This window comes from Flavobacterium sp. N3904 (assembly GCF_025947305.1).
In the GTDB taxonomy this organism is placed as follows: Bacteria; Bacteroidota; Bacteroidia; order Flavobacteriales; family Flavobacteriaceae; genus Flavobacterium.
Window position 1 is genome coordinate 1,995,879 of the sequence record NZ_CP110009.1, and the last position, 26,044, is coordinate 2,021,922.

General features: G+C 34.8%; 29 protein-coding genes and 2 tRNA genes. 12 read left to right on the forward strand and 19 right to left on the reverse strand.

The window, feature by feature from the left end; translation table 11 throughout:
* Nucleotides 1-6 precede the first annotated feature (6 nt).
* Nucleotides 7-1,401 (forward strand): exopolysaccharide biosynthesis polyprenyl glycosylphosphotransferase, encoded by a 1,395-nt coding sequence (locus tag OLM57_RS08300; RefSeq protein WP_264566736.1) that lies wholly within the window; start codon nucleotides 7-9, stop codon nucleotides 1,399-1,401.
* A gap of 1 nt (nucleotide 1,402) precedes the next feature.
* Here OLM57_RS08300 and OLM57_RS08305 read toward each other — a convergent pair whose 3' ends face one another.
* Complete coding sequence (locus OLM57_RS08305) at nucleotides 1,403-2,542, reverse strand: DUF4105 domain-containing protein (protein WP_264566737.1); 1,140 nt, start codon at nucleotides 2,540-2,542, stop codon at nucleotides 1,403-1,405.
* A gap of 53 nt (nucleotides 2,543-2,595) precedes the next feature.
* Nucleotides 2,596-3,582, reverse strand: a complete 987-nt coding sequence (locus OLM57_RS08310) for a PorV/PorQ family protein (RefSeq protein WP_264566896.1) — start codon at nucleotides 3,580-3,582, stop codon at nucleotides 2,596-2,598.
* Nucleotides 3,583-3,857: 275 nt separating this feature from the next.
* Between OLM57_RS08310 and OLM57_RS08315 the strand changes: the two genes are divergently transcribed.
* Complete coding sequence (locus tag OLM57_RS08315; RefSeq protein ID WP_264566738.1) at nucleotides 3,858-4,580, forward strand: CDP-alcohol phosphatidyltransferase family protein; 723 nt, start codon at nucleotides 3,858-3,860, stop codon at nucleotides 4,578-4,580.
* An 8-nt stretch (nucleotides 4,581-4,588) separates the two neighbouring features.
* The gene (locus tag OLM57_RS08320; protein WP_264566739.1) at nucleotides 4,589-5,431 is read left to right on the forward strand and encodes a GH25 family lysozyme; all 843 of its coding nucleotides are present in this window, start codon (nucleotides 4,589-4,591) and stop codon (nucleotides 5,429-5,431) included.
* Between the two features lie 61 nt (nucleotides 5,432-5,492).
* Here OLM57_RS08320 and lptB read toward each other — a convergent pair whose 3' ends face one another.
* The 4 genes from lptB to OLM57_RS08340 form a co-directional block, all read right to left on the reverse strand.
* Nucleotides 5,493-6,233, reverse strand: a complete 741-nt coding sequence (gene lptB, locus OLM57_RS08325; protein ID WP_264566740.1) for an LPS export ABC transporter ATP-binding protein — start codon at nucleotides 6,231-6,233, stop codon at nucleotides 5,493-5,495.
* 170 nt (nucleotides 6,234-6,403) lie between these two features.
* On the reverse strand, nucleotides 6,404-6,751 hold the full coding sequence (locus tag OLM57_RS08330; protein ID WP_264566741.1) for a carboxymuconolactone decarboxylase family protein: 348 nt from the start codon (nucleotides 6,749-6,751) through the stop codon (nucleotides 6,404-6,406).
* Nucleotides 6,744-7,559: a twin-arginine translocase subunit TatC gene (gene tatC, locus OLM57_RS08335; protein ID WP_264566742.1), complete on the reverse strand. Its 816-nt coding sequence runs from the start codon at nucleotides 7,557-7,559 to the stop codon at nucleotides 6,744-6,746. Before tatC ends, OLM57_RS08330 begins: the two co-directional genes overlap by 8 nt.
* A complete protein-coding gene (locus OLM57_RS08340) occupies nucleotides 7,559-8,524 on the reverse strand; it encodes a KpsF/GutQ family sugar-phosphate isomerase (RefSeq protein WP_264566743.1) in 966 nt (321 codons plus the stop codon). The genes tatC and OLM57_RS08340 overlap by 1 nt, the downstream gene beginning before the upstream one ends.
* An 85-nt stretch (nucleotides 8,525-8,609) precedes the next feature.
* Here OLM57_RS08340 and recQ point away from each other — a divergent pair, with 85 nt between their 5' ends.
* Nucleotides 8,610-10,805 carry a DNA helicase RecQ gene (gene recQ, locus OLM57_RS08345; RefSeq protein WP_264566744.1) on the forward strand — a complete coding sequence of 732 codons (2,196 nt, stop codon included), beginning with the start codon at nucleotides 8,610-8,612 and terminating at the stop codon, nucleotides 10,803-10,805.
* Between the two features lie 50 nt (nucleotides 10,806-10,855).
* On the opposite strand, the gene OLM57_RS08350 is transcribed toward recQ, so the two are convergent.
* Nucleotides 10,856-11,098 carry a hypothetical protein gene (locus OLM57_RS08350; RefSeq protein WP_264566745.1) on the reverse strand — a complete coding sequence of 81 codons (243 nt, stop codon included), beginning with the start codon at nucleotides 11,096-11,098 and terminating at the stop codon, nucleotides 10,856-10,858.
* Nucleotides 11,099-11,271: 173 nt separating this feature from the next.
* Between OLM57_RS08350 and OLM57_RS08355 the strand changes: the two genes are divergently transcribed.
* A complete protein-coding gene (locus tag OLM57_RS08355) occupies nucleotides 11,272-12,834 on the forward strand; it encodes an NAD(P)/FAD-dependent oxidoreductase (RefSeq protein ID WP_264566746.1) in 1,563 nt (520 codons plus the stop codon).
* Between the two features lie 170 nt (nucleotides 12,835-13,004).
* Here the strand turns inward: OLM57_RS08355 and OLM57_RS08360 are convergent, their stop codons facing one another.
* The 6 genes from OLM57_RS08360 to msrB form a co-directional block, all read right to left on the reverse strand.
* Entirely contained in the window at nucleotides 13,005-13,964 is a 960-nt protein-coding gene (locus tag OLM57_RS08360) for a quinone oxidoreductase family protein (RefSeq protein ID WP_264566747.1), read from the reverse strand.
* Between the two features lie 29 nt (nucleotides 13,965-13,993).
* Entirely contained in the window at nucleotides 13,994-14,464 is a 471-nt protein-coding gene (locus OLM57_RS08365) for a GNAT family N-acetyltransferase (RefSeq protein WP_264566748.1), read from the reverse strand.
* Nucleotides 14,465-14,546: 82 nt separating this feature from the next.
* Nucleotides 14,547-15,017: a nuclear transport factor 2 family protein gene (locus tag OLM57_RS08370; protein WP_264566749.1), complete on the reverse strand. Its 471-nt coding sequence runs from the start codon at nucleotides 15,015-15,017 to the stop codon at nucleotides 14,547-14,549.
* A 62-nt stretch (nucleotides 15,018-15,079) separates the two neighbouring features.
* Nucleotides 15,080-15,616 carry a MepB family protein gene (locus OLM57_RS08375; protein ID WP_264566750.1) on the reverse strand — a complete coding sequence of 179 codons (537 nt, stop codon included), beginning with the start codon at nucleotides 15,614-15,616 and terminating at the stop codon, nucleotides 15,080-15,082.
* Between the two features lie 67 nt (nucleotides 15,617-15,683).
* A complete protein-coding gene (msrA, locus tag OLM57_RS08380) occupies nucleotides 15,684-16,316 on the reverse strand; it encodes a peptide-methionine (S)-S-oxide reductase MsrA (RefSeq protein ID WP_264566751.1) in 633 nt (210 codons plus the stop codon).
* 6 nt (nucleotides 16,317-16,322) lie between these two features.
* Nucleotides 16,323-16,865, reverse strand: a complete 543-nt coding sequence (gene msrB / locus OLM57_RS08385; protein WP_264566752.1) for a peptide-methionine (R)-S-oxide reductase MsrB — start codon at nucleotides 16,863-16,865, stop codon at nucleotides 16,323-16,325.
* A gap of 283 nt (nucleotides 16,866-17,148) precedes the next feature.
* Between msrB and idi the strand changes: the two genes are divergently transcribed.
* The 7 genes from idi to OLM57_RS08420 all read left to right on the forward strand — a co-directional run bounded on the left by idi (nucleotide 17,149) and on the right by OLM57_RS08420 (nucleotide 20,258).
* Nucleotides 17,149-17,676 (forward strand): isopentenyl-diphosphate Delta-isomerase, encoded by a 528-nt coding sequence (gene idi / locus OLM57_RS08390; protein WP_264566753.1) that lies wholly within the window; start codon nucleotides 17,149-17,151, stop codon nucleotides 17,674-17,676.
* Between the two features lie 60 nt (nucleotides 17,677-17,736).
* Nucleotides 17,737-18,147, forward strand: coding sequence for a 6-pyruvoyl trahydropterin synthase family protein (locus OLM57_RS08395; RefSeq protein ID WP_264566754.1), 411 nt, complete (start codon nucleotides 17,737-17,739; stop codon nucleotides 18,145-18,147).
* Nucleotides 18,147-18,602, forward strand: a complete 456-nt coding sequence (locus OLM57_RS08400) for a peroxiredoxin (protein WP_264566755.1) — start codon at nucleotides 18,147-18,149, stop codon at nucleotides 18,600-18,602. The genes OLM57_RS08395 and OLM57_RS08400 overlap by 1 nt, the downstream gene beginning before the upstream one ends.
* Before the next feature lie 63 nt (nucleotides 18,603-18,665).
* A complete protein-coding gene (locus tag OLM57_RS08405; protein ID WP_264566756.1) occupies nucleotides 18,666-19,634 on the forward strand; it encodes a type I phosphomannose isomerase catalytic subunit in 969 nt (322 codons plus the stop codon).
* Nucleotides 19,635-19,690: 56 nt separating this feature from the next.
* Nucleotides 19,691-19,960, forward strand: a complete 270-nt coding sequence (locus tag OLM57_RS08410; protein WP_264566757.1) for a hypothetical protein — start codon at nucleotides 19,691-19,693, stop codon at nucleotides 19,958-19,960.
* Between the two features lie 75 nt (nucleotides 19,961-20,035).
* A tRNA-Thr gene (locus OLM57_RS08415) sits at nucleotides 20,036-20,109 on the forward strand.
* 75 nt (nucleotides 20,110-20,184) lie between these two features.
* Nucleotides 20,185-20,258: transfer RNA gene (locus tag OLM57_RS08420), tRNA-Thr, on the forward strand.
* A gap of 109 nt (nucleotides 20,259-20,367) precedes the next feature.
* Here the strand turns inward: OLM57_RS08420 and OLM57_RS08425 are convergent.
* From OLM57_RS08425 to aqpZ, 6 genes are all read right to left on the reverse strand, one after another.
* Nucleotides 20,368-21,081, reverse strand: a complete 714-nt coding sequence (locus tag OLM57_RS08425) for a DUF4369 domain-containing protein (protein WP_264566758.1) — start codon at nucleotides 21,079-21,081, stop codon at nucleotides 20,368-20,370.
* A gap of 195 nt (nucleotides 21,082-21,276) precedes the next feature.
* A complete protein-coding gene (locus OLM57_RS08430) occupies nucleotides 21,277-23,139 on the reverse strand; it encodes a peptidase M61 (RefSeq protein ID WP_264566759.1) in 1,863 nt (620 codons plus the stop codon).
* Nucleotides 23,140-23,273: 134 nt separating this feature from the next.
* Nucleotides 23,274-23,552: a TIGR03643 family protein gene (locus OLM57_RS08435; RefSeq protein ID WP_264566760.1), complete on the reverse strand. Its 279-nt coding sequence runs from the start codon at nucleotides 23,550-23,552 to the stop codon at nucleotides 23,274-23,276.
* 119 nt (nucleotides 23,553-23,671) lie between these two features.
* Entirely contained in the window at nucleotides 23,672-24,499 is an 828-nt protein-coding gene (locus tag OLM57_RS08440; RefSeq protein WP_264566761.1) for a sterol desaturase family protein, read from the reverse strand.
* A 108-nt stretch (nucleotides 24,500-24,607) separates the two neighbouring features.
* Complete coding sequence (locus tag OLM57_RS08445; protein ID WP_264566762.1) at nucleotides 24,608-25,210, reverse strand: alpha-ketoglutarate-dependent dioxygenase AlkB family protein; 603 nt, start codon at nucleotides 25,208-25,210, stop codon at nucleotides 24,608-24,610.
* Between the two features lie 70 nt (nucleotides 25,211-25,280).
* Nucleotides 25,281-25,988 (reverse strand): aquaporin Z, encoded by a 708-nt coding sequence (gene aqpZ / locus OLM57_RS08450; RefSeq protein WP_264566763.1) that lies wholly within the window; start codon nucleotides 25,986-25,988, stop codon nucleotides 25,281-25,283.
* Nucleotides 25,989-26,044 lie beyond the last annotated feature (56 nt).

The window sequence follows — 26,044 nt, forward strand, 5'->3', positions numbered from 1 at the left end:
AAAATAATGAAAAATAAAAAAAAAATACACTTCGAAATATCAGAGCGGAAAATACTTTTGCGGTTTTTTGATGTGGTTTTTGTGCTTGCTGCTTTGTATATTATAGGGCAGATTTTTAATTTTAAATATTTTTCATTTTCGAGTACTAACTATTACTGGCTTATTGTTCTCGCTATTTATATAAATGTTTTCGGAGCCATTTTTGAGATGTACAATCTTCAGGTGGCGAGCAATCATTTTCAAGTATTGCGAAGTACAATACTAACAACTTCCACTACAGTTGTATTTTATTTGCTGACTCCTATTTTCTCACCTCAATTGCCCAAAAACAGGTTACAATTACTAGTATTTTACTGTATTGTTTTTATTGCATTGTATTCATGGAGAATGATTTATGTTCAGTTTTTGGCTTCAAATCGTTTTATTCAAAAGGTGGTTTTGGTCTGTGGCGGGGAACAAATCGAGGAGCTTATTGAAGGCCTTGAGAATGTAGATCCACATTACAAAATAGTAGGTTATATCAATTCAGACCTGTCCAATACAAATGATTTTGAGTACCATTTTGTACAGCAAATAAAAAATGAAAATTTAAGCTTGTTTGTAATCGAAAATGGAGTTTCCGAAATTGTGGTGGCTTCGCAAAAGACCGACGGGATTACTCCTGAATTATATCATCAATTAATTCAATTATTGGAATCGGGCAAAAGTATACGGGAATATACCCAAGTGTATGAAAGCAAAACGCAGCGAATTCCCGTTCAGTATATTGCAAGGGATTTTTATCGTTTTTTTCCATTTAGCCGCAGCAATCAAAACAAATTGTATTTGTCTTTTATAAGAATATTTGAAATTGTATTTTCTTTAATTGGCTTGAGTGTCGGTGTCGTTTTCATTCCTTTTATTTTGATTGGAAATCTTTTCTGGAATCAAGGAAAACTTTTTTATACCCAAAAAAGAGTTGGTAAAGATGGTGTGGTTTTTAAAATTATAAAATTCCGGACCATGGTTAAAAACGCAGAATCCCAAGGAGCTGTTTTTGCCAAAGCCAATGATTCTAGGGTTACGAAATTTGGGAAATTTTTGAGAAAAACGAGAATTGATGAGATTCCTCAATTCCTTAATATTATCAAGGGAGAAATGGGTATTATCGGCCCTCGTCCAGAGCGACCAGTATTTGTTCGAGAGATTGCTCAAATTATGCCATTCTATGAAACAAGACATATTATTAAACCCGGTCTTACGGGTTGGGCACAAGTTAATTATTCTTATGGCGAAAAACTGGAAGATAGTTTGGTAAAACTACAATATGATTTATACTACATCAAACACCGCAGTATTTATCTGGATTTGAGTATTGCATTCAAAACCATTTCAACTGTTTTGTTTTATAGAGGACAGTAAATTAAATAATTATTGGTATTCTCTTTTTGTTTCTTAAGGCCAAACGCGTTAAAACAACCAAATTGGTTATCAATAATGGAGTAATTATAAGCAAATGAACTTTGTTTACCACCAAAAAGAAATACAATAAAAGGGTAATTATATTAAAAAAGGCCAGTTTATAAATACATTTTTTATTTTTTGTAACATAAAAATAGAACAATATAAATAAGGTTGGGTTAAACAATAAAATGTTATAGTTGTATCCTAATTCTTGATGTGAGGAATAAAATCCTAAAAACACGAAAAACAATCCAAATAAAGCTACAGTAAAAAGATAGATAAAATCAATTGCTTTTTTGTTAACAAAAATTACAAGTCCAAGAATAAATAAATAGGTGTAACAATTGTTCCACCAAGAACTTGGAATTTCTTTATCAAAAACTAGCAATTCTTTGTTTTCAGGACATAAAGGCTGTTTATTATAGTTTATTAATTTTAAACTTTTTTGAAGTTCAAAAGGCAAGAAAATTTTTGAGCCATCGTGATCTAATTTTCGTCCAAAAATAATGCTTGTCCCTAGTTTTTCATAAAAATGATTGTCAAAATAAGGAAATAAAATAGCTCTATATGTAAGGTCTGTATCTGCTTTTTTGATAATTACTTTACTGCCTAATGTTGTATTTATGATGTCGACTACCTTTGATGTGCAATTGTTATCTATAAATTTATAATTGTAAACCCGCTCGTCTGACAACAAAGTTTTTGCCAGATTATCATATAGTTTTTGTTTGAGCGGTAATGAAATATTTAGATCTTGTTCGTAAACGGATCTTTTTTCATAGTTGTACTCGTTCATAAAATCTGAAAAACGATGGACTACAATGAAATAATTTAAATCTCCTTTTATAAATTGCATTACGAAATTGGGCGTATCAAAGTCAAAAGCTCCGTAATTGTAAACGACGTCAAGATTGTTGTCAACGTCCTGAACTCTTATGGCTGTATGACCAAATAATGAATACGATTCGTTTCCGGTACCACAAGTAATGACACTAACATGAGCATTTTTTGACAGCACAGTATTTTGAGCAAATAAGTGATGCGTTGCGGTCAATAAAAATATGAAAATAAATGTGTTGTAAAAAAAGGAAGCTCTCATTTTGTCAAATATTAGAAAAATAAAGTTAATGCAAAATTTCTGTTTTTTTAATTTTAATTCCTAAAAAGAGACAGATCTATTTTTAAAGAAAAAATGTTCGAATACAAAGCAGTACTTTGACTTCCTAATGATGTTAGCGCATAGTCAATCTCGATGCCTTTGTATTTGAACCCCAAACCGATATTGGGCTGAAAACCTATTTTTTCTGAATTGTCCAATTGTTCTACTTTTTGAAAATTTCCAACACCTGCTCTCAAAAAAGCAAGGTTGGTGTACCCAAATTCCAATCCGATGGCGGGATCGATGCTTACAAAAGAGGTTGAAATTATATCATTGGTTTGGGTAAATTGCATGTTCATATTGGCTGTAGCCAAAAGACTGTAGTCTTCATGAAAAATAAATTTTCTGGCCACGCCCAGTTGTGCTTTTGGTAATGTGATCTCTGAGCTTTCGGGTAATTCTTGGTTTTCTCCAGGAATGGCATCCGCAATTTTTTGGTAGGCTTCCTCGTTTATATTCCAAATATTATAAGTGGTGGTGATATCTCGAAGCATCAGTCCAAATTGCCAATCGTTTTTTTCGAATTGCAGTCCAAAATCAAAGCCAAAACCCCAAGAAGTGGCAAAATTCCCAATGATTCTTCGAATAATTTTAGCATTTACACCGTATTGAAAACCTTCCACCGGTAATTTTACAGCGTACGAAAAAGTAAATCCGTAATCGGCTGTAGAGAATAATTTAATTCTATTGTAATCTATATTTCCTTCACCATCTATTAAATCAGTTGTATTCAGGATGTCGTCAACTCCAAAACGAATCATTGAAATTCCCCATGCACTTCGATCATCAATAGGACTGGCGTAAGCGGCATAATCGTATTTGGCTATATTTGCAAAGTAATTGGCGTGCATCAAAGCAATCTGATTTTCTTCCAGATGTACTAATCCTGCAGGGTTCCAGTAACAGGAATTTACGTCATTTGTTGAGGCAACAACTGCATTTGCCATTCCCAAGGCTGCAGCATCAACACCAATATTCATAAACTCATTCGAGTATTTGCGAACGGTTTGACTGTAACAATTTGCAGCAACGAAAAGCAATAAAAAGAGTTGTGTTTTTCTCAAAAGATATGATTTGTAAAAGAAGATTTATTTTTAATTTTCACCAAAAATAAAGTTTTTTGATGATGTAACTTCTTCATTTTAATTAATTAATGCTATTTAAATTAAAGTAGTCGAAAATCTCTATTAAAAACGACTATCTCTTTCAGTTATTGTATTAAATTTGTCAAGCATTAAATCCAAAAATCACTTCAATGAACATTAAAAAACACATCCCGAATACAATTACACTACTCAATCTTTTTTGTGGCTGCATCGCATTGGTATTTGTTAGCAATGATCGTTTTGAAATGGCATTCTATTTTGTTTGCCTTGGGATATTTTTAGATTTTTTTGATGGTTTTTTTGCCCGTTTATTTAACGTTTCGGGAGCTCTTGGCTTGCAATTGGATTCTTTGGCCGATATGGTTACCAGCGGGGTGGTTCCGGGTTTTGTAATGTACAAAATGATGCAAAGTAGCTCTGTTTATATGAACGAAGGCTGGCTTCAATATTTTCCTTATTTGGGATTTATCATTACTTTAGGGTCTTGTTTTCGTTTGGCAAAATTTAATATAGACACGCGTCAAACCGATTCGTTTATTGGTTTACCCACTCCCGCCAATGCTCTTTTTATACTAAGTCTTCCTCTTGTAAAGGAATATTATTCTGAGGAATCGTTGATGGTGCTGGAAATTTTAACCGAAAAATGGGTTTTATTATTAATTGCATTGTTTAGCGCTTATATCTTGAACGCCGAGATTCCTTTATTCTCTTTAAAAATCAAAAAAATTAATTTCAAGGATAATTTGCTGCAAATTGTTTTCTTAGCTATCTCCGTTTTAATGTTGTTTTCGCTTCACTATTTGGGAGTTACATTGGTAATTGTTTTTTATGTTTTACTATCAGTAATTAACAATAAATTTCTAAAAAATTAATTTTTTGGATGAAGAAAAAGAATACAAGGTCAACTTATAGCCGAAAACCCAAAAAGAAAACTTCCTCTTTTTCTACCATTTTTTGGTATTTTATTTTTGGCTTTGGGGTCATTCTAGTTTTATCTTTGGCCTATCATTATCGTTCTGGTTTTGCTTATTATTTTGGTTTTAAATCAAGAAACACCAATAAAACCGATGTTTTTTCTGAAGCAAGAAATTTAAAAATTTTAGAAAAGCATGATGGAAAAGTAATTGGTTTGGATGTATCCGAATATCAGGGTAAAATTCGGTGGTCGTATGTAGATACCATAGAAAAAAAATACCCTTTGCAATTTGTATTAATAAGAGCAACAGTTGGAAATGATCGAAAGGATCTTCAGTTTAAACAAAATTGGATTGGCGCCAAAGCCAACAAAATGATTCGCGGTGCTTATCATTATTACCGTCCCAATGAAAACTCTCTGGAACAGGCCCAACTTTTTATAAAAACGGTAACTCTCAAAAAAGGGGATTTGCCTCCCGTTTTAGATATAGAGAAACTTCCCAAAAATCAGTCGATTGAACGATTGAAAATTGGTTTAAGGCGCTGGCTAAATGCGGTAGAGTTGCATTATGGAGTAAGACCCATAATCTATACGGGAGAGAAATACTATGACGATTTCCTGAAAGAAGAGTTTAGTGATTATCTTTTTTGGATTGCCAATTATAGTTTTTACAGGGAAGAAATTCAAGAAGATTGGCTCTTTTGGCAATTTACCGAAAAAGCCGTTGTTCCCGGAATTGATTATAAAGTAGATGTCGATATTTACAATGGCGATCTCGAACAATTGCAGTATATTACTGTAGAGTAGTTGAGTTGTAAATGGTGAATAGTGAGAAGTTTATTGACTGCTAACTATTCACTTTTTATTTTTAGAATTCCAATTTCTTTTTTCTCAATTCAAAATTCTGACCTAGATATACGCGACGTACCATCTCGTCTTCAACCAACTCTTCCGGAACACCTGCTTTTAGGATTCCTCCTTCAAACATAAGATACGTTTTGTCGGTTATGGCCAAGGTCTCCTGTACGTTGTGGTCGGTTATTAGGATTCCGATATTTTTGTTTTTCAATTGAGCTACAATTCTTTGAATGTCTTCTACAGCAACGGGGTCAACTCCAGCAAAAGGCTCATCAAGCAAAATGAATTTTGGATCGGTTGCCAAACAACGGGCAATTTCGGTTCGACGGCGTTCACCACCCGAAAGCAAATCACCGCGGTTGGTGCGAATGTGTTCCAAACTAAATTCGGCAATCAGGCTTTCCATTTTGGCTTCCTGTTCTTCTTTGGAAAGTTTAGTCAGTTGCAATACACTCAAAATATTGTCTTCGATACTTAATTTTCTAAAAACCGAAGCTTCCTGTGCTAAGTATCCAATTCCTTGTTGTGCTCTTTTGTACATCGGATAATCGGTAATATTCAAATCGTCGAGATAAATATTTCCGGAGTTTGGTTTAACCAATCCCACTATCATATAAAAGGAAGTTGTTTTTCCAGCTCCATTAGGACCTAAAAGCCCAACAATTTCGCCTTGGTTTACTTCTACTGAAATGCCTTTTACCACAGAACGGCCTTTGTATGTCTTGATTAAATTTTCTGCTCTTAATTTCATTTTTTTAAAGTTGCTAAGTAGCAAAGTTACTGAGTAACTAAGTTTTTATTATTGCAAAGAAACGAATTTCGTCTATTTGGTTTTAGGTTTTAACTTCAATTTTGGTTTTTGATCGTGCAACTAGAATTCGAAAAATGACGAACTGCCGTCTGATTTCTGAAATCTACTGCCTATTTTTGCTCCTCCAAGGCTTCCCAAAATTCATAAGCCCGACGCAAATGCGGTACTACAATAGTTCCACCAACAAGGGTTGCTATTCCCATTGCTTCCATCATTTCTTCTTTGGTCACGCCTTCTTTATAACTGGTTTCGAGGTGGTATTTTACACAATCATCACAACGCAAAACCGCCGAGGCTACCAATCCTAGCAGTTCTTTGGTCTTAACGTCAAGAGCTCCTGCAGCATAAGCATTCGTATCCAGATTAAAAATACGTTTTACTATTTTGTTATTGTCAGCCAATAATTTTTCGTTCATTTTAGAACGGTAGTCGTTGAATTCTTGTATGATATCAGACATTTTCTTTCTTTTTATTATAAACTACAATTTTTGAAATCAAGATACTTACCTCGTAGATAAGCAACATCGGGATAGCTACGATTGTTTGACTCACCACATCGGGAGGAGTTACAATTGCAGCAACAATTAAAATTATCACAACCGCATATTTCCAATATTTTCTTAAAAATTGAGGGGTTACCAATCCTAATTTGGTCAGGAAATAAATAATAATAGGCAATTCAAAGAACAATCCGCTAGCCAAAATACTGGTTTTCACCATTCCGATATACGATTCCAGCGTAAACTGGTTCTTTACTACATCACTAACTGTAAAAGTAGCTACGAAATTGACAGACATTGGGATTACTACATAATAACCAAACAAAACACCCAAGAAAAAAAGTAACGAAGAGGTAAATATAAATACTCGGGCATTTTTCTTTTCTTTTTCATATAATGCAGGACCGATAAATTTCCACACTTCCCATAAAATATAAGGGAAACTCAAAATGAAACCAGCGAGAATACACATCCAAACAAACATGTTTACCTGGCCTTCCATTTCGGTGTTTTGAATGATAAAAGGCATTTCGGTGATACAAATGCTATCGGCAAAACCCAATTGATGTGATAATTCGCAAAAATAACGGTAAGTAAAAAAGGATGGTCTAGTTGGACCAAAAATAATAACGTCAAATAAATAATCACTTATAAAATAAGTAACACAGGCCATAATAATTACGGCAGTTGTGCTTCGAACCAAGAGCCATCTTAACTCTTCAAGATGGTCTAAAAAGGACATTTCGCCTAGGGTTTTCTTTGCCATTATACGATTCCTTCTTTTAAAATGTCATGTAAATGCAATACTCCTTTGTATTCGCCATCATCAACCACCACTAACTGCGTTATAGAGAAGTCTTCCATAATATTGAAGGCATCCACAACCATATCTGTAGAATGAATTGTTTTTGGGCTTTTGGTCATAATGTCTTTAGCGCTAAGCTCTGCAAAAGTGTCCCTGTCGTTTAGCATTCTACGAATATCACCATCAGTAATTATTCCAACTACTTTGTTGTTTTCTACAACAGCCGTAACACCAAGGCGTTTCTCCGAAATTTCGAAAATCACTTTCTTAATTGGGGTATCAGGGCCTACCTCAGGTTTTAAAGTATGCTCCAACATGTCTTTTACACGTAGCAGCAATTTTTTTCCTAAAGCACCACCTGGATGATATACGGCAAAATCTTCCGGTTTGAAATCTCTCATTTCCATTAAACATACTACAATTGCATCGCCCATAACGAGTTGGGCAGTAGTGCTATTGGTAGGTGCCAAATTCAACGGGCATGCCTCGGCATCCACAGTCGTATTCAACACATAATGAGAGCCTTTGGCCAAAAAGGAGGTTATATTTCCGGTCATTCCAATTAATTTATTCCCAAAACGGGTCAAAAGCGGAACTAATGCTTTGATTTCTGGACTATTACCACTTTTTGAAATGCAAATAATAACATCATCATTTTGAATCATTCCTAAATCACCATGAATGGCTTCTGAGGCATGTAAAAATAATGATGGCGTTCCGGTAGAATTGAAAGAAGCGACCATTTTTTGAGCGATGATAGCACTTTTTCCTATTCCGGTGATCACTAATCTGCCTTTGGAATTGTAAATGCATTGTACCGCTTCCGCGAAAGCATCGTCGATAAAATCAACTAATTTAGCAATCGATTTGCTTTCAGATTCAATAGTCTTCTTGGCATTTGCCAATATATTTTCTTTTGTAATCAAAACAGATAATTTTAAATTTGTAAGTGTAAAAGAAAGTTGTATCTTTATGTGCCGCAAATTTATATAAAATACCACATATTAAAGAATGAATTCAAACGAAATTGACATACACAAAGAATTAAAGAAGTATTTTGGCTTTAGCCAATTTAAAGGCCTGCAAGAACAAGTTATAAAAAGTCTGCTCCACAAGCAGAATACTTTTGTCATTATGCCGACTGGTGGAGGAAAATCCCTCTGCTATCAATTACCCGCTTTAATTCAAGAAGGTACCGCAATTGTTGTATCCCCTTTAATAGCATTGATGAAAAATCAAGTCGATGCCATCCGAAGTCTCTCTTCCGAAAACGGGGTTGCCCATGTTTTAAACTCCTCCCTTACCAAAACAGAAATTGCCCAAGTCAAGGCTGATATCACTTCCGGTTTGACAAAATTGCTGTATGTTGCTCCAGAATCACTTACTAAAGAAGAGTATGTTGCGTTTTTGCAAACTGTGCCTATTTCTTTTGTAGCCATAGATGAGGCGCATTGTATTTCAGAATGGGGACATGATTTTAGACCTGAATATAGAAACCTTAAACATATCATTAAGCAACTCGGAGATGTGCCTATTATTGGCCTTACCGCTACCGCTACGCCAAAAGTGCAAGAAGATATCCTGAAAAATCTCGATATGGCCAATGCTACTACTTTTAAGGCGTCATTTAACAGGCCCAATTTATATTACGAAGTTCGTACAAAAACTAAAAATATTGAATCGGATATTATTCGGTTTATAAAACAACACAAAGGTAAATCCGGAATTATCTATTGTTTAAGCCGCAAGAAAGTGGAGTCAATTGCCGAAGTTTTGCAGGTGAATGGAATCAGTGCGGTTCCTTACCACGCAGGTTTGGATGCCAAAACCCGTGCCAAACACCAAGACATGTTTCTGATGGAAGATGTTGAAGTCGTTGTCGCCACGATTGCTTTTGGAATGGGAATTGACAAACCCGATGTGCGATTCGTAATCCATCATGATATTCCAAAATCGTTGGAAAGTTACTATCAGGAAACAGGCCGTGCAGGCCGTGATGGAGGCGAAGGGCATTGTCTGGCGTATTACTCCTATAAAGATGTTGAAAAATTAGAAAAATTTCTATCCGGTAAACCGGTTGCCGAACAGGAAATTGGATTTGCCTTATTGCAGGAAGTGGTTGCTTACGCAGAAACCTCAATGTCTAGACGAAAATTTTTGCTGCATTATTTTGGAGAAGAATTTGACAGCGAAACAGGAGAAGGTGCAGATATGGATGATAATGTACGAAATCCAAAAACAAAAGTTGAAGCCCAAAACGAAGTCGTAAAATTATTGGAAGTCGTAAGGGATACCAAACATATTTACAAATCAAAAGAAATTGTTTTTACACTAATTGGCCGTGTGAATGCAGTGATAAATGCGCATAAAACCGATTCTCAATCTTTTTTTGGTTCTGGATCCAATCATGATGAAAAATATTGGATGGCATTACTCAGACAAGTTCTGGTTGCCGGTTTTTTGTCGAAAGACATAGAAACCTACGGAATTGTAAAAATCACTAAAAAAGGACTGGCATTTATAAAAAAACCGGAATCCTTTATGATGTCTGAGGATCATGAATACAATGAATCCGAAGATGAAGCAATTGTAACAGCTGCAAAATCATCGGGCACTGCAGATGAATTGTTGATGACCATGCTGCGAGAATTGCGTAAAAAAGTAGCCAAAAAATTGGGAGTTCCCCCATTCGTGGTTTTTCAAGACCCCTCACTTGAAGACATGGCATTAAAATATCCAATTTCACAGGATGAATTAATCAATATTCATGGAGTTGGTGAAGGGAAAGCAAAAAAATATGGAAAAGAGTTTATAGAGTTAATCAGTCGTTACGTTGAAGACAATGATATTATCCGTCCGGATGATTTGGTTGTGAAATCAACGGGCGTCAACTCAATTAATAAGTTGTACATCATTCAGAATATAGACAGAAAGTTAGCGTTGACAGATATCGCTTCCGCAAAAGGGTTAAAGATGGACGATTTAATCAAAGAAATGGAGCAAATTGTTTATTCCGGAACCAAACTGAATATCAAGTATTGGATTGATGAAATGCTGGACGACGATCAGCAAGAAGAAATCCATGACTATTTTATGGAATCTGAATCTGATAGTATAGAAAATGCTCTCAAAGAATTTGATGGCGACTATGATTTGGATGAATTGCGATTGATGCGTATAAAATTTATTAGTGAAGTGGCAAATTAGTTTGCAGTGTTCAGTGTTCAGTTTGCAGTAAAATGAATGCCGAACACTGATTACTGAACACTAAAAACCTCCCCTCGATGTGGTTTCAAGGCATCTCTAACTTGGATCATATTTTCTTCATTGACCACCAAAAAGGCAATAGCTTGCATTTCGCCTTGAATTTCAAAACCTGTAATATTTAAAGGTAATTTTTCAATAGCAATGTATTCTTTCAAATGAATTTCGTGGTGTTCGGCCGTTTTTGCCGAAGCAGGACCACGGAAATCCCATATCAGTTTTATTTTTCTGGACATTATTTTTTTAATTTCATTTGATTTAAGATTGTAAAGTTACATAGTCTTGTTGTAAATAAATATGATTTTGGATTGGATTCTTGTTTGATGAATTAGAATTGGATTCAAAATGTTACTTTTGCAGACAGATTGTTTTATTTTTAATAATCTAAAAATCGAAGTATTTAGAAAACATGCCACAAGAACTCCTATTACAAGTTTCTCCAGAAATCGCCTCCAATGAATTGTTACTGAAAGACTATTTGTCCAAACAGATAAAAGTTTCGGTAAGTGAGTTTCAGCATGTAGCTATTTTGAAACGATCCATTGATGCGCGACAAAAAGCAATCAAAATTAATTTGAAGGTTTTGATTTATTTACAAGGAGAGCCTTTTCAGGAACATAAAATAGAATTACCCGATTATAAAAATGTGTCAACTGCCCAAGAAGTTATCGTTGTTGGTGCAGGACCAGCAGGCCTTTTTGCTGCTTTGCAATTGATAGAATTGGGTTTGAAACCAATAGTTATTGAACGCGGAAAAGATGTTCGTGGCCGACGTCGGGACCTGAAAGCTATCAATGTCGACCATATTGTCAACGAAGATTCCAATTATTGTTTTGGTGAAGGCGGGGCTGGGACCTATTCGGACGGTAAATTATATACTCGTTCCAAAAAACGCGGGGATGTTACTCGAATATTAGAGTTACTGGTTGCTTTTGGAGCTTCTGGAGATATATTGGTAGATGCGCATCCACATATTGGGACCAATAAATTGCCTCAAATAATACAGGATATTCGGGAAAAAATAATAGAATGTGGCGGACAAGTTTTGTTCGAAACCCGCTTAACCGATATTTTGATAAAAAATAATGAAGTACAGGGAATTGTAACTCAAAATGGAGAAACCATTTTAGCAAATAAAATAATTCTGGCTACAGGACATTCTGCTCGTGATATTTTTGAATTACTGGATAGAAAAAAAGTTTTTATCGAAGCCAAACCTTTTGCATTAGGCGTAAGAGCGGAACATCCACAATCGCTAATTGACAGTATTCAGTACAGTTGTGATTATCGGGGCGAGCATTTGCCACCAGCGCCATATTCGATTGTAAAGCAGGTGAATGGTCGCGGAATGTATTCGTTTTGCATGTGCCCGGGAGGTGTAATTGCCCCTTGTGCTACGAGTCCAGGCGAAGTTGTTACGAATGGTTGGTCTCCATCCAAACGGGATCAAGCCACTGCCAATTCCGGAATTGTAATCGAATTGAAATTGGAGGATTTCAAGCCTTATGAAAAGTTTGGTGCTTTGGCTGGAATGGAGTTCCAAAAAAGTATCGAGCAAAAAGCATGGCATCTTGCTGGGGAAACTCAAAAAGTACCCGCGCAACGTATGGTTGATTTTACACAGAACAAAGTTTCTTCCCATATTCCAAAAACGTCTTATGTTCCCGGAACGACTTCGGTAGAAATGGGACAAGTTTTTCCTGGTTTTCTATCCCAAATATTACGAGAAGGATTTGCCGAATTTGGTAAATCTATGCGCGGCTATTTGACAAACGAAGCTATATTGCATGCGCCAGAATCGAGAACTTCTTCGCCTGTTCGTATTCCAAGAGACGCCATTTCTTATGAGCATTTACAAATAAAAGGGTTGTATCCTTGTGGAGAAGGGGCTGGTTATGCTGGTGGAATTATTTCTGCCGCGATTGATGGAGAAAAATGTGCTTTGAAAATTGCTGAGGTATTGAAAAAATAAATTTGTTGTACGCGCGTGAGGGATAAAAGCAAGCTACCGAAGTAGCGCGGATAGCCCGACAGCATAAAGAAAAGAGACCAACTTACCGTTGTGATGAGTTGGTCTTTTTTCTTTATGGTGGCACGCCCACACGAGCTTTTAGCGAACAGACGGAGTAAATGAGGATTATTTTAAGGAATCAAGATTATTTTTCCAGTACTTTTTCGGCTTTCCAGATAATCGTGAGCCAACTTTCCTTCGGATAGTTTAAAAACTGTGGGTGCTGCAATAGTGATATCACCATTTGCAATCCAATTAAATAATTGATGGGCTCTCTTGATGCGTTCTTCTTTTGAAATTAAATAGCTCCACAAGTCACCACCGGTTAATGTTTTGGAAGTGTCCATCAACATTCTAGGATTTACAAATTGAGGATCTCCGCCTGCCATTCCAAAGAAAACGACTTGACCGCACATTTTGGTTACCTCGAAACTATCGGTCAAAGTGCTACCAATACTGTCGTAAACGACATCGACACCATTTGGACAAAAATCGAATACTTGCTTTTTCCAATCTTCAGAATATAGAAAAACAGCGTCGACACCATTTTGTTTTGAAACTTCCGCTTTTTGAGAAGAGGAGGTTAATCCAATAACTCTAGCACCAAGAAGTTTGCTGATTTGTGTCAAGAATTGACCGACTCCACCAGCCGAAGCATGAACCAATACGGTTTCTCCTTTTTGGGTTTTATGACTGTCGGTTGCCAAATAATGTGCAGTCAAGCCCTGCAATAAAATGGTTGCTGCAGTTTCGAAAGAAATACCATCTGGCAACGGAATCACATGCTCAAGGGGAACGGCTACCAACTCGGCATTGGCAAAAGGAACATCGGCAAAAGCCACTCGGTCACCAATTTTAAAATCTGAATTTCCATTGGTTTCCACCACAATTCCTGCTCCTTCGTAACCGGCAATAAATGGAGGATTTCCTTTGAGGTGGTAATTTCCTTTACGTCTATACACATCTGCAAAGTTGAGACCAATAGCTTTCATTTCGACCAATATTTCGCCTGATTTTAATATTGGTGAAGGAATTTCTATATATTCAAGTACATCGGAATTTCCGAATGTTGAGAAGGTAAGTGCTTTCATTTTTCATTTATTTGAGGATGCAAAGAAAACTAAATTTTAAGTGTTAATGAAAGATTGATTCTCCTTTTTGATACCCAATCGCTATGGGTCATTTCAAATTTGATTTCGGTTTTACAGTGAGTGCCAACTTCTGTCCAGCCTGCTTTTCTATAAAAATATTCCGCTCTTGTCATTGGAGAAGTGCCTAGCCAAACAGTATTTTTTGTCTGCTTAAAATACCAATCAAGCATATTATCATGAAGTTGTTTGCCAATTCCTTTTTTTTCAAATTTAGGATTTAAAAATAATGCCCAAATATTATTTTCTCTCAAATCTACAATTGCAAAACCAACAATTTCATTATCAATTTCACAAACCCAACCTTGTCCTCTTATGGTTAAGAATTCTTTGCAATCTTCGTCTGTTACCAAGTTAGGGTCTGACAAAGTATTTTCTGTTACCGAATTTCGTACTGCTTGAATCTGTTTAATATCTCCAATTAAAGCTTTTCTGACAATCATTTTTTTTAATTTTGAATTCTTTTTTATTGGTGTATAAAAGTAAATAAATCAGACAGATTTTTGTTTTTAAATTTCATTCAAATTAATGATCGTAGCTTATCATTCTAGAAATTTTCCATTGGTTATCTACTTTTTTCCATATTGCAACAAATTTGAAGGTACCGATTTCTTCTTTTCCGTTTTCCATGTGTCGGAATTGATGTATGCCAATTTCAATTGCACCATAATCTTTTATTGGATGCACTTCAAGGCTTCCTTTTACTAATTGTCTAGTCAGTTTGTTTTCGTTTTTGAACATTTTTTCAAAATTTGTAAAAACGGTTTCATATGAAAGTAAACCTCCATTGTCTTGATACCATTCGAGATCTTCGTTGAATAGCGGTTTAAATTTGGCCATATCTTTTGCATTAAATGCATCAAAAAGAACAGTATCCATAGTCGCAATTTCGTTGTACAATTCTTGTGAAGTCGGAGCTACTTTTTTTTCTTGTGCCTGTGCTAAATTAACCCCAATGATTAGTAAGAATTGCAGTAAAAAGATTTTTTCTTTCATTTTTTTTAATTTCAAATTATTTAAGTTGTTGAAATTAAGCTTTATTTTTGAAAATACAGTTTTTAGTCGTCCATACGGAAAAGTAATTTCACTCGGTTTAAATCTATTGTTTGATCCATTTGTATTTCCAAGAAATAATCCAATTGCCATTTCTGTGTTTTTTGCGCTTGTTTATTTGTTGTTATATCCCAAGGTGGATAAACTCGAATCGCCCTTTTTCCTTCCTTTTTATCAGTTACTATTTCCTTGGCTATAAGAACAGATTTCGGAAAAACAAATAATCCGAATTGATCTTCTTTTCGGGTGCTGATAATGAATAAGTCAATCGGGTCTTTAGCTTCAAAAGGCTGAATCGGACCGTGATTTATTCTTTTCCATAGCGTAACGAATTGACCTGTTTTGGTGGGTGTTATTTTGGCTGTCCGAAATAGAATGTTTAAATGATTTAAAGTAAAAGTACAGGCTCCGTATTCTGAGCTTTCTTCTTCATGAAGTGGTTGGGTGATTTCGAAATTACAATTGTCAAAAAGTATTTTTTGGATTAAAATTAAATCTTTCGGAATAGCTTCTGGAGGAATCCAAGGCTTTTGTATGTTCATTTGGAAATTTTACTATTTGTTAAATTATAAAAACCGAAAATGGATTTCGGCTTTTATAATTTGAAAATTACTTTTTGGTTTTCAATTTATCTTTAAAAACTTTTTCAAATTTTTCTATTTTGGGCTGAATAACCATTTGACAATACGGCTGGTTTTTGTTATTGGCATAATAGTTTTGATGGTAATCTTCGGCTTTGTAAAATTTAGTAAAAGGTTCTAATGTAGTTACAATTGGGCTGTCATAAACTTTGGCATTTTTTAGTTCATTGATTATAGAGTGTGCTTCCTGTTTTTGTTCTTCGTTATTATAAAAAATAACTGAACGGTATTGGGTTCCTCTATCGGCGCCTTGTCTGTTCAATGTTGTTGGGTCGTGTACGGTGAAAAATACTTTGAAAATTTCATCGAGATTGGTTACATTTTTGTCAAAAGTAATTTGTACTACTTCGGCATGACCTGTAGTGCCTGAGCAAACTTCTTCATAACTGGGGTTGGCAATTTTGCCTCCCGAAAATCCAGAAACTACTGATTTCACTCCTTTTAGGTTTTCATAAACAGCTTCTACGCACCAGTAGCAGCCACCACCAAGGGTTATCGTTTCAAAATTAGAATGTGTCATTTTTTTAGTTGTATTATTGTTTTGAGAAAATAGTGTTCCGGTAATTAATAAGCAAGCTACTATAATTGATTTCGTTTTCATTGTTTTTTATTTAGTATCAGGTTCAAAATCTAAAGCGATGGAGTTCATACAATATCTTTTTCCGGTAGGGGCAGGGCCATCATCAAATAAGTGTCCCAAATGTCCGCCGCATCGGCCACAAAGCGCTTCAATTCGTTCCATTCCGATAGAATTGTCGGTTTTGTAAACCACACTTTTTTTGTTTTCCTGTTCAAAAAAACTGGGCCAACCACAACTACTTGCAAATTTTGCTCCCGAACGGAAAAGAATGTTGCCGCAAGCCGCACAATAATAGGTTCCTTTTACGTCTGTGTTCCAATATTTACCCGTAAAAGGTCTTTCGGTATCGGCTTTGCGAGAAACTAAATACACATCTTCCGGCAGAATTTTTTTCCATTCGGCGTCAGTCAAATTCAGTTTTGTGGTGTCGGTATGCGAGTAATGCGGATTTCCGGGTTTTATTTCATTTTCTTTCATGATAGATGCAGTATTTTTAGATTCCTTGTTTTGCCCACAGGCCTGAAAAATTATCAACAGCAGTACTAATGAGCTAAAAAATTGTGTTTTCATTTTTATAGTTTTATGTTTTATTTTTCAAAAGTATCGGTATTATTAAAAGCAAAATGTCGTGTAGTTTACATCATTGCTTTATTTGTGATAATTTTAATTTTTATGTTTTAAAGTTCAAAAAAAAAGCATTTTTTGCTTGATGCGGATTCACCGTAAAATTAGAATATTAGAAGGATCAACGCTCGTTAAACTTTTCACAAATTTGATTTGCAACGCTCTTGAATCTCATATTCCAAAAATAAAGCAAATTCTTTTTTGTATTTTTGACAGGCGAAATATAGATATGGAAGAAGAACAAGTAATATTAGTAAACGAATTAGATCAGCAAATTGGTTTAATGCCAAAACTGGAAGCACATGAAAAAGCCATTTTGCATCGTGCTTTTTCTGTTTTTGTTTTAAATGACAAAAGAGAAATTATGCTTCAACAACGGGCACATCAAAAATACCATTCCCCTTTACTTTGGACAAATACCTGTTGCAGTCATCAACGGGAAGGCGAAACTAATATTCAGGCTGGTAGCCGACGATTGTATGAAGAAATGGGCTTTAACACAGAGTTGAAAGAACTTTTCCATTTTATATACAAAGCTCCTTTTGATAACGGTTTGACAGAACACGAGCTCGATCACGTAATGATTGGCTATTATTACGGTGAACCAGAAATCAACACGGAAGAAGTTGAAGATTGGAAATGGATGAAGATTGAAGACATTCGAAGTGATATGCTTTTGAATCCTGATATTTACACAGTTTGGTTTAAAATTATTTTTGACGAATTTTATCATTTTTTAGAAGAACATACAATATAAGATTATGGATTTTAGAACGCAGAAATCTAAAATCAAAACTCACAAAATCTAAAATTCCCTATGAGAGTAACTATATCCAGAAAAGCCCATTTTAATGCAGCCCATCGTTTGTATCGAAAAGATTGGACATTCGAACAAAATAATGCTGTTTTTGGCAAATGCAATAATCCTAATTTTCACGGACATAACTATGAATTAATAGTGAGCGTTACCGGTGAAATTGACAAGGAAACCGGTTATGTTATGGATGTAAAATTTCTTACCGATATTATCAAAGAAGAAGTTGAGGATCAAATGGATCATAAGAATTTGAATTTGGATGTGCCGGAATTTCTTGATTTGAACCCAACAGCTGAAAATATTGTGGTAGTAATTTGGAATAAAATTCGAAAAAAAGTAAAGTCTGATTTGGATTTGGAAGTGGTTCTGTATGAAACACCGCGTAATTTTGTAACCTATAAAGGAGAATAATGGAACTTAAAGTAGGAGATAAAATTCCCCATTTTGCAGCAAAAGATACCAATGGTAATGATTTTGACAGTAAGGAAATAGTAGGTAAAAAACCATTGGTCGTTTATTTCTATCCAAAAGACAATACTCCGGGATGTACAGCTCAAGCCTGCAGTTTTAGGGATCAATACGAAGATTTTAAAGATTTGGGAGCCGAAGTAATTGGGATAAGCAGCGATAGTATTGCATCACACCAAAAATTTACCCAGCAATTCAAACTGCCTTTTATCCTATTGTCGGATTCTGGCAAGACCATAAGAAAGCTTTTTGGAGTACCCGCAGGTTTGTTTGGGATATTGCCCGGTAGAGTTACGTATGTTGCCGATAAAACAGGAACAATCATCATGGTGTTTGATAGTATGATGGCCAAACATCATATTCCAAAAGCACTTGAAGCGATTAGAAAATTACAGTAATAAATTGACAAAATAGTATTACTGTTTGGTAATAAAAGTGTTGAAATTTGCAAATAAAAAACCATGAACTCAAAAATATATCCATTACAGTTTGAAGCAATCCTCAAAGAAAGAATTTGGGGTGGAGAAAAATTAAAAACAATCCTAAACAAACCCATTACTTCTAGTATTACTGGGGAAAGTTGGGAGTTGTCTACAGTTGAGGGCGATATAAGCATTGTTGCAAACGGTGACTATAAAGGGAAAGCATTGACGGAATTAATTAATGAATATCCCAACGAAATTCTTGGAATTGCTGTTTATAAAAAGTTTGGAAATCAATTTCCATTGTTGTTTAAATACTTGGATGCCCGTGAGGATTTATCGATTCAGGTACATCCCAATGATGAATTGGCCAAAAAGCGCCATAACTCTTTCGGTAAAACCGAAATGTGGTATGTCATGCAAGCCGATGCCGATGCCAGAATCATTGTAGGTTTTAAAAATGATTCTAGTCCCAAAGAATACCTAGAGCATCTTAATAACAAAACATTAGTCTCAATATTAGATGATGTAAAAGCAAAACCTGGCGATGTTTTTTTCTTAGAAACGGGAACCGTTCATGCTATTGGAGCAGGATTGGTCGTTGCTGAAATTCAGCAAACTTCGGATATTACGTATCGGTTGTATGATTTTGATCGAAAAGATGCGCAAGGAAATACTAGAGAGCTGCACGTTGATTTAGCTTTGGATGCCATAAACTATAAAAAAGTCAATACTTATAAGGAATACAGTAAAGATATTAATAAATCGAACACTGTAGTTGATTGTCCTTATTTTACGACCAATTTTATTCCGTTGGAAAATGAAAAAGCAGTTGCAAATTCAGGTTTGTCTTTTGTAGTGTACATGTGTGTTGAAGGTTCTTTTGAATTAGAGTACGATGATGTGAATTATCAATATATAAAAGGAGATACAGTGCTTATTCCCGCAGCAATGAAGTCTTATTATCTTAAAGGAAAAGCTTCTATTTTAGAAATTTACATTTCATAGTTGGGAATAGAAAGATTATGTGTACTTTTGCAAACGCAAATTAAATAAAAAATAAAATGGCAAACGTTAAGAATTTAAAGAAAGACATCAACTACGTTTTAGGAGATATTATTGAAGCAGTTTACTTGTTTGAAATTTCTACTACTGGGAAACCAACAACAGAAACTAATGCATTAATTGACGAAGCTATTGCTGCTTTTGACGTTTTGATCACAAAGGTGAACGAAAAGAAAGTTGAAAATAAAAAAGCACATTTCAAACAAATAAATGTTGAATTGGAACAAACTGCTAATCAATTGATTGCTAAAATCAACGATTTGCAGTAAAAAAAAGGGCAAAAAAAGTTTGAATTTATTTTGGAAAAACGAAATACAGACTTATATTTGCACCCGTAATGAGTCGCCAGCGTAGCTCAGTTGGCTAGAGCAGCTGATTTGTAATCAGCAGGTCGTGGGTTCGAGTCCCTCCGCCGGCTCTTTAAGAAAACCATCTATTCATTTAGATGGTTTTTTATTTGAGTTGACCATTACAAAAAAAACATATTGAGTCCGCCAGCGTAGCTCAGTTGGCTAGAGCAGCTGATTTGTAATCAGCAGGTCGTGGGTTCGAGTCCCTCCGCCGGCTCTTTTGTAAAACCATAACATTTATTTGTTATGGTTTTTTTTTGTGGCAATGCATAAAAAAAACCGTCTTGAAATACAAAACGGTTTTGATATTTTACTGTGGATATTTTTTATTTCTGTTGACTTTTGATAGTATTTACATATTGAGTCAATTTTTTGCCATAAAGAGAATTGGCGACTTTTGGAGTCATAGATTTTTGAATGGTATCCAGATATTTAACGTTGATATCATAGATATCGGCCAAAGCAATATAAGGCGAAACCTCGTACTCTTTATTATTTACCGCAAAATTGGTTGCATATAAATATTTACGTTTGATGTTATTGTCTTGCCTAGCATTCAAACTGTCTACTGCTTTTGTGTTGTTGCTTTTTATAGCATTAAATTTACTCTCAATTAAGGTTAGATTTTCGTCATTAAAATGAGAGATAATTTTTCGGTAATCTTCATACAACTCCTGATTTTTTGATCCAGTGATTTTAGCACTGTTAATAAAAGAATCAAGATTGGTTTCAATATTTATTTTTCCTGGCTCTGCAAAAAACATAATGTTGTTGTCAAGAGAATTTGTTACACCTCTGTCCAGATACAAGTATAGCATTTCGGGGGATTTTAAATCTAAATCAGTTGCGAAAGTTGAGTTTCCATCTATTTTGATACTGTCTATGGCTACAAGAGAAGTATCAACAACTCTTTGGATGTACAAAGTTCCTTCTTTCAATCCTTTGATATTTCCAGTAATATGTAAATTGGTTTTGGATTCATTTTTGTTACACGCCACCAATAGGAATAAAGCAACAAAAGCAATAATAGAATTTTTCATGTGTAAATAATTTGGTTTTTTCAAACATTGTTTCGCCAATCTTTTATAGGGTTTATAAATCATGGCAATTGGCTGTTTTTTATTTTTGGCGCAAAATAAAGAAAATTGTTGGAATGAATGATTGTATTGTCTCTGAATTTCAAAAAAAAATCCCATTCGCCGCGGCGAATGGGATTTTTTATAAGGTTACTAGGATTATCCTTTCAACCAAGCTTCTCTCAATTTGGCTTTTGAAGCATCTGTTGCTTCCAGACCGTCAGTATCGATATAAGGTAATTTTACAGTTCCTTTTATTATTTGTTCTTTACCATCTCTTTTTATTTTGATAGTAATAGGATCGTTTTCTTTCCATTTTTGACTTTCAGTTATCATTTCGTAGATATTGTCCAGTGAATAAGGTTTATCATTTATGGCAAGGATAATATCTCCACCTTTTAAATCCAGGTTGGTATAAAAAACGGTCAATTCTTTTTTAGGATCAACAAATATCTCTTTGTTTTCATGGTTTACGCCAATGTATGGCACTTGACCTTTTAAGAATATGCCTTCCGGAGTCTTTTTAGAAGTTTTTGTAACGCCTACTTTTGCCAAATAGTCGTAGTAAGGTATCGGTGTTGGACCAGATACATATTTGGTTAAAAATTCACCAACTTCTGGATAAGTTAATGATGTGATTTTTGCAAAAAGGTCAGCATCATTGAATGGTTTTGTAACTCCATATTCATTTGATAATTGGTGCATTAGATCCAAAACCCCTCTTTTTCCATCGCTGCTTTGTCTAATTTGAATATCCAAACACATTCCAATTAACGCGCCTTTTTGGTACACATTTAGATATTGGTCTTTGTAGGGTTCAACCAATACGTTAGCACTCATTTTTGTAAATGGTAATGTATCATTCATCGTTTTGGCCTGGTCAATTTTTTCTGCTATACGAGTAAAAAACTCATCTTCGGTAATCAGTCCTTGATTGATTTGAAAAAGATTGGCAAAATATTCCGTTACACCTTCGTACATCCATAAATGTTCAGACATTTTTGGCGCATTATAGTCAAAATATTGAATTTCTTTGGAGTGAATAGTTAATGGAGTCACAATGTGAAAAAATTCATGTGAAACAACATCTTTCATCGATTTTACCAATTCGTCTTTTGGCATCATCTCTGGTAATACAACTGTTGTGGCAGTAGGATGTTCCAATGCTCCAAATCCTTTTGCATCAGTTTCTGTCATTGTGGAAAGATACAGGAGCACAGTATATTTTTTTGTAGAATTGACTTTTCCTAAAAACGTTTTTTGAGCAGTCATCATTGTTTTCATTTCTGGAGTAATGCTTTCTGCAGTGAATTTTCCAGTAGGAGAATAAACCACAATTTGAATTTCCATTCCATCTACTGTAAATGTGGTATAGTCTGGTTTTGAATACATAATTGGGTTTTCAAGCAATTCTGAATAAAGAGGCATTTCAAAAACATCAACTGTCTTAGAAGCATCTTTGTCTATCATAGAAGTGGCTCCCCAAAGTGTTTCGGGATGTGTAATAGTTACTTTATATGGCGATTCTTTTTTGTCCTGGAAATAACCGACAAATCCGTGTAAGTTTAACATGAAATTTTTGCCGGCATCAATATTTGTACCTGTTGGCGAAAAAACGTCTTCTTTGCCAAAACCACGACCTTTTTCAGTATCAAAAGTGTCGTTTACCAAATAAGTTACTTTTGCTAATGTTTTTGCATTTTTGATAGACCAAGTGTTGTCATCCGTTTTAGAAACGGTTAACAAATTTCCTTTGGCATCGTATGCTTTAAAATCAACGATAAATCTTCCGTAATTATCTTCAGAATAAGTTCCAGGTACGGTTTTTGGAAGGCTGTAAGTGATTTCGCTGGTTTTAATTTTTGGAGCTTTAACGGTAACTAAAACTTGGTCGTCTTTCACATCAATGAGGTTGATGTTTACTTCAATTTCTTCTTTTTTTGAGTCAACTGGGGTGGTGCTGTTTGCTTTACTGGGCCAGAATATGGATGTAAAAGCAAATACGAATAGTATTTTTTTCATTTTGTTGTTTTTTGTTTTGTAATTAGTATTTCTAACGAAGAAATTGTTACAAAAAAGAACAAAAAGTATTAATACCATGAAATTAAAAACAATAAAGCCATAAAAAAACTCCCGAAATTTCGAGAGTTTATAAGTTAGTCTAGTTTGTTCTTGATATAATATTTACCATCTAAATCTTCGTCAAAATCATCTATTTTCAAAGGTTTAGGCTTTGGTTTACTTGCAATGGCTTTCTTTTTCCACATCTCAAATTTTTCTGCAGGCATTTTCTTTTTCATAATTTCCAGAACCTCTTTTTCGGCTAGTCCAAATTCTTTCTTGATAATCTCAAATGGATTTCTTTCTTCTTGGGCCAATGTAACAAGTTTCTCTGTTTGTTCCCAGTTCAATTCTTTGCGGTTACTCTTTTTCATCACGTGAAAATTAATTCAATTTTGGTGTTAATGATTAATAAATCTGATTTTAAATCTTATACCAATATTAATAAAAATAATAATTACTTTTCATTTTTATTATAAAAATATTCAATTTTTTAATTCCCCTTTGCCTTGAGGTGCTTTTGAAAAGGTATAGTAAGTAATTTTTTTAACTGATTATTTTCTTCATCCTTCATGTGTGTGTCTACACCGTATATGATTTCTTCTTTTGCTAGGGTTTTATAAGTGCCAAATAAACGATCCCAAACTGAGAAAATATTTCCATAATTACTGTCAGTATAAGGGAGTACGTAATGATGATGAACCTTGTGCATGTCAGGCGAAACTATAAAAAAACTTAAAAAAGTATCTAATTTTTTTGGTAAAGAAATATTAGCATGGTTGAATTGTGTTGCAATAACCGATAACGTTTGGTATAAAAACACCATCCACATGGGACTCCCGATGATGAGTACTCCTAAAGTAGTAAACGCAAATCGGATAACGCTTTCACCAGGATGATGCCGATTTGCAGATGTGGTGTCTATCCAGGTATCGGTGTGGTGAATCAAATGAAAACGCCAAAGAAATTTGGTTTTATGTTGAATTAAATGCACCAAATAGGCGCCAATTAAGTCCAATAGTAATAGCCCAATAAGTGTATATAGCCACAAGGGCATTTCAGGGAGCCATTGCAAAACGCCAAAATGATTGACAATCGTCCAATCAGCGGTTTTTAATAAAATAAAAGCCAAGCAAAAATTTACAATGATAGTCGTAAAGGTTAGAAATAAGTTGATGCTGGCATGTTGCCATTTGTTATATTCGAATTTAAAAAGCGGAAAAGCATTTTCGATTAACCAAAAAATAGTGATGCCGCATACAAGAATCAGGCTTCTATGTGAGGAAGGAATTGTGGAGAAATAAGAAATAATTTCGTTCATAGGTTTGGTTTATTTGAAAAGTATTTGATTTGGGTTGTCAGGAGTGCGTTTTTTAATTAAAAAAAAATCGCTGTATTTTTCAAATATAATAAAAATTCAATTCCAATATTATTTGATTATTCTGAAGGTGAGATTTATTCTTGGACCAATTGGTTTTGTCGTTTTTGGCACTTGGTGCTTCCAGAAATGCTGTGTTGTACCTTTCATCAATAATAAACTACCATGTTCTAGGATGATATTTTTTCGTTGAGCTGAATCTGTATTGTGTTTCAGTTGAAAGTTACGTTCTGCTCCCAAGCTAAAGGATGCGATTATTGGATTTATACCCAGTTCTTTTTCGTTATCAGAATGCCATCCGTTACTGTCATTCCCATCTCTATAGTAATTCAACAATACCGTTGTATAATGGGTTTCGGTGACGCTTTCAACCAATGATTTTATTTTTTGTAAAGGCACTGTCCAATAATGGGGTTGCATGACTATATTAGAGTAGGAGTATGGTTTTCCTTCGTTTCCATATAAAGCAGTTAATCGTGGTTGTAAATGTTTTTTTCCATATACTGTAATTTCGTCTTGTTGCCACGGAATGGTTTGAATCAATTCCCGAAAGAGATTGTCGGCTTCTTCTTTTTTAAGAAACGACGGATAATAGATGATTTCAGCATCTGGGAGGTTGAGAATAATTGGATCTGAATGGAAAAGTGAATTCATGCTACAAAATTAAAGAGAAAAATAAGAGCGAACACCTCATTTTTCTCTTTATACTATATTTTTAAAAAAATTAAGCAGCTGCGTGGTCCTGAAGTAAATTTTTATAAATAAAACCAGCTACTATAGCACCCAAAATAGGAGCGACCCAAAACATCCAAAGTTGCGACAATGGTTCGCCTCCCACAAATAATGCCTGTGATAATGATCTTGCAGGATTTACAGATGTATTTGTAATAGGAATACTGATTAAATGAATAAGTGTCAAGCCAAGTCCAATTGCAATTCCGGCAAATTTTCCATTTGCAAATTTATCTGTAGCGCCAAGAATTATTAAAAGAAAAAATAAGGTCAGAACAAATTCAGCAACAAAAGCAGATTGCATCGAATATCCATCAGGAGAAAATGCACCATATCCGTTTGATGCAAATGCACCAGCTTTGGTATTGTCAATCATAAAACCAGCTTTTCCCGAAGCAATGGTGAATAAAGTCCCCGCTGCTGCAATTGCTCCCACGCATTGCGCTAAGATATACGGGAGTAATTCTTTGGCGGAAAATCGTCCACCAGCCCACAGTCCAAAAGAGACCGCAGGATTAAAATGACCTCCTGAAATGTGACCAACAGCATAAGCCATTGTTAAAACTGTTAATCCAAAAGCAAGCGAAACTCCGACAAATCCAATCCCTAAATTTGGTATCCCAGCAGCAAAAATTGCGCTGCCGCAACCACCAAATACCAACCAATACGTCCCGAAAAATTCTGCTAATAGTTTTTTCATAATAAATAATTTTAATGGTTTAATTAGTTAAAAAGAAAACAATAATTATGGGTGTT

Bases quoted from the DNA above. Each gene is read 5' to 3' on its own strand.
- OLM57_RS08300 (WP_264566736.1), top strand. From the start codon at position 7: ATGAAAAATAAAAAAAAAATACACTTCGAAATATCAGAGCGGAAAATA.
- OLM57_RS08305 (WP_264566737.1), bottom strand. From the start codon at position 2,542: ATGAGAGCTTCCTTTTTTTACAACACATTTATTTTCATATTTTTATTG.
- OLM57_RS08310 (WP_264566896.1), bottom strand. From the start codon at position 3,582: ATGAATATTGGTGTTGATGCTGCAGCCTTGGGAATGGCAAATGCAGTT.
- OLM57_RS08315 (WP_264566738.1), top strand. From the start codon at position 3,858: ATGAACATTAAAAAACACATCCCGAATACAATTACACTACTCAATCTT.
- OLM57_RS08320 (WP_264566739.1), top strand. From the start codon at position 4,589: ATGAAGAAAAAGAATACAAGGTCAACTTATAGCCGAAAACCCAAAAAG.
- lptB (WP_264566740.1), bottom strand. From the start codon at position 6,233: ATGAAATTAAGAGCAGAAAATTTAATCAAGACATACAAAGGCCGTTCT.
- OLM57_RS08330 (WP_264566741.1), bottom strand. From the start codon at position 6,751: ATGTCTGATATCATACAAGAATTCAACGACTACCGTTCTAAAATGAAC.
- tatC (WP_264566742.1), bottom strand. From the start codon at position 7,559: ATGGCAAAGAAAACCCTAGGCGAAATGTCCTTTTTAGACCATCTTGAA.
- recQ (WP_264566744.1), top strand. From the start codon at position 8,610: ATGAATTCAAACGAAATTGACATACACAAAGAATTAAAGAAGTATTTT.
- OLM57_RS08350 (WP_264566745.1), bottom strand. From the start codon at position 11,098: ATGTCCAGAAAAATAAAACTGATATGGGATTTCCGTGGTCCTGCTTCG.
- OLM57_RS08355 (WP_264566746.1), top strand. From the start codon at position 11,272: ATGCCACAAGAACTCCTATTACAAGTTTCTCCAGAAATCGCCTCCAAT.
- OLM57_RS08360 (WP_264566747.1), bottom strand. From the start codon at position 13,964: ATGAAAGCACTTACCTTCTCAACATTCGGAAATTCCGATGTACTTGAA.
- OLM57_RS08365 (WP_264566748.1), bottom strand. From the start codon at position 14,464: ATGATTGTCAGAAAAGCTTTAATTGGAGATATTAAACAGATTCAAGCA.
- OLM57_RS08370 (WP_264566749.1), bottom strand. From the start codon at position 15,017: ATGAAAGAAAAAATCTTTTTACTGCAATTCTTACTAATCATTGGGGTT.
- OLM57_RS08375 (WP_264566750.1), bottom strand. From the start codon at position 15,616: ATGAACATACAAAAGCCTTGGATTCCTCCAGAAGCTATTCCGAAAGAT.
- msrA (WP_264566751.1), bottom strand. From the start codon at position 16,316: ATGAAAACGAAATCAATTATAGTAGCTTGCTTATTAATTACCGGAACA.
- msrB (WP_264566752.1), bottom strand. From the start codon at position 16,865: ATGAAAACACAATTTTTTAGCTCATTAGTACTGCTGTTGATAATTTTT.
- idi (WP_264566753.1), top strand. From the start codon at position 17,149: ATGGAAGAAGAACAAGTAATATTAGTAAACGAATTAGATCAGCAAATT.
- OLM57_RS08395 (WP_264566754.1), top strand. From the start codon at position 17,737: ATGAGAGTAACTATATCCAGAAAAGCCCATTTTAATGCAGCCCATCGT.
- OLM57_RS08400 (WP_264566755.1), top strand. From the start codon at position 18,147: ATGGAACTTAAAGTAGGAGATAAAATTCCCCATTTTGCAGCAAAAGAT.
- OLM57_RS08405 (WP_264566756.1), top strand. From the start codon at position 18,666: ATGAACTCAAAAATATATCCATTACAGTTTGAAGCAATCCTCAAAGAA.
- OLM57_RS08410 (WP_264566757.1), top strand. From the start codon at position 19,691: ATGGCAAACGTTAAGAATTTAAAGAAAGACATCAACTACGTTTTAGGA.
- OLM57_RS08425 (WP_264566758.1), bottom strand. From the start codon at position 21,081: ATGAAAAATTCTATTATTGCTTTTGTTGCTTTATTCCTATTGGTGGCG.
- OLM57_RS08430 (WP_264566759.1), bottom strand. From the start codon at position 23,139: ATGAAAAAAATACTATTCGTATTTGCTTTTACATCCATATTCTGGCCC.
- OLM57_RS08435 (WP_264566760.1), bottom strand. From the start codon at position 23,552: ATGAAAAAGAGTAACCGCAAAGAATTGAACTGGGAACAAACAGAGAAA.
- OLM57_RS08440 (WP_264566761.1), bottom strand. From the start codon at position 24,499: ATGAACGAAATTATTTCTTATTTCTCCACAATTCCTTCCTCACATAGA.
- OLM57_RS08445 (WP_264566762.1), bottom strand. From the start codon at position 25,210: ATGAATTCACTTTTCCATTCAGATCCAATTATTCTCAACCTCCCAGAT.
- aqpZ (WP_264566763.1), bottom strand. From the start codon at position 25,988: ATGAAAAAACTATTAGCAGAATTTTTCGGGACGTATTGGTTGGTATTT.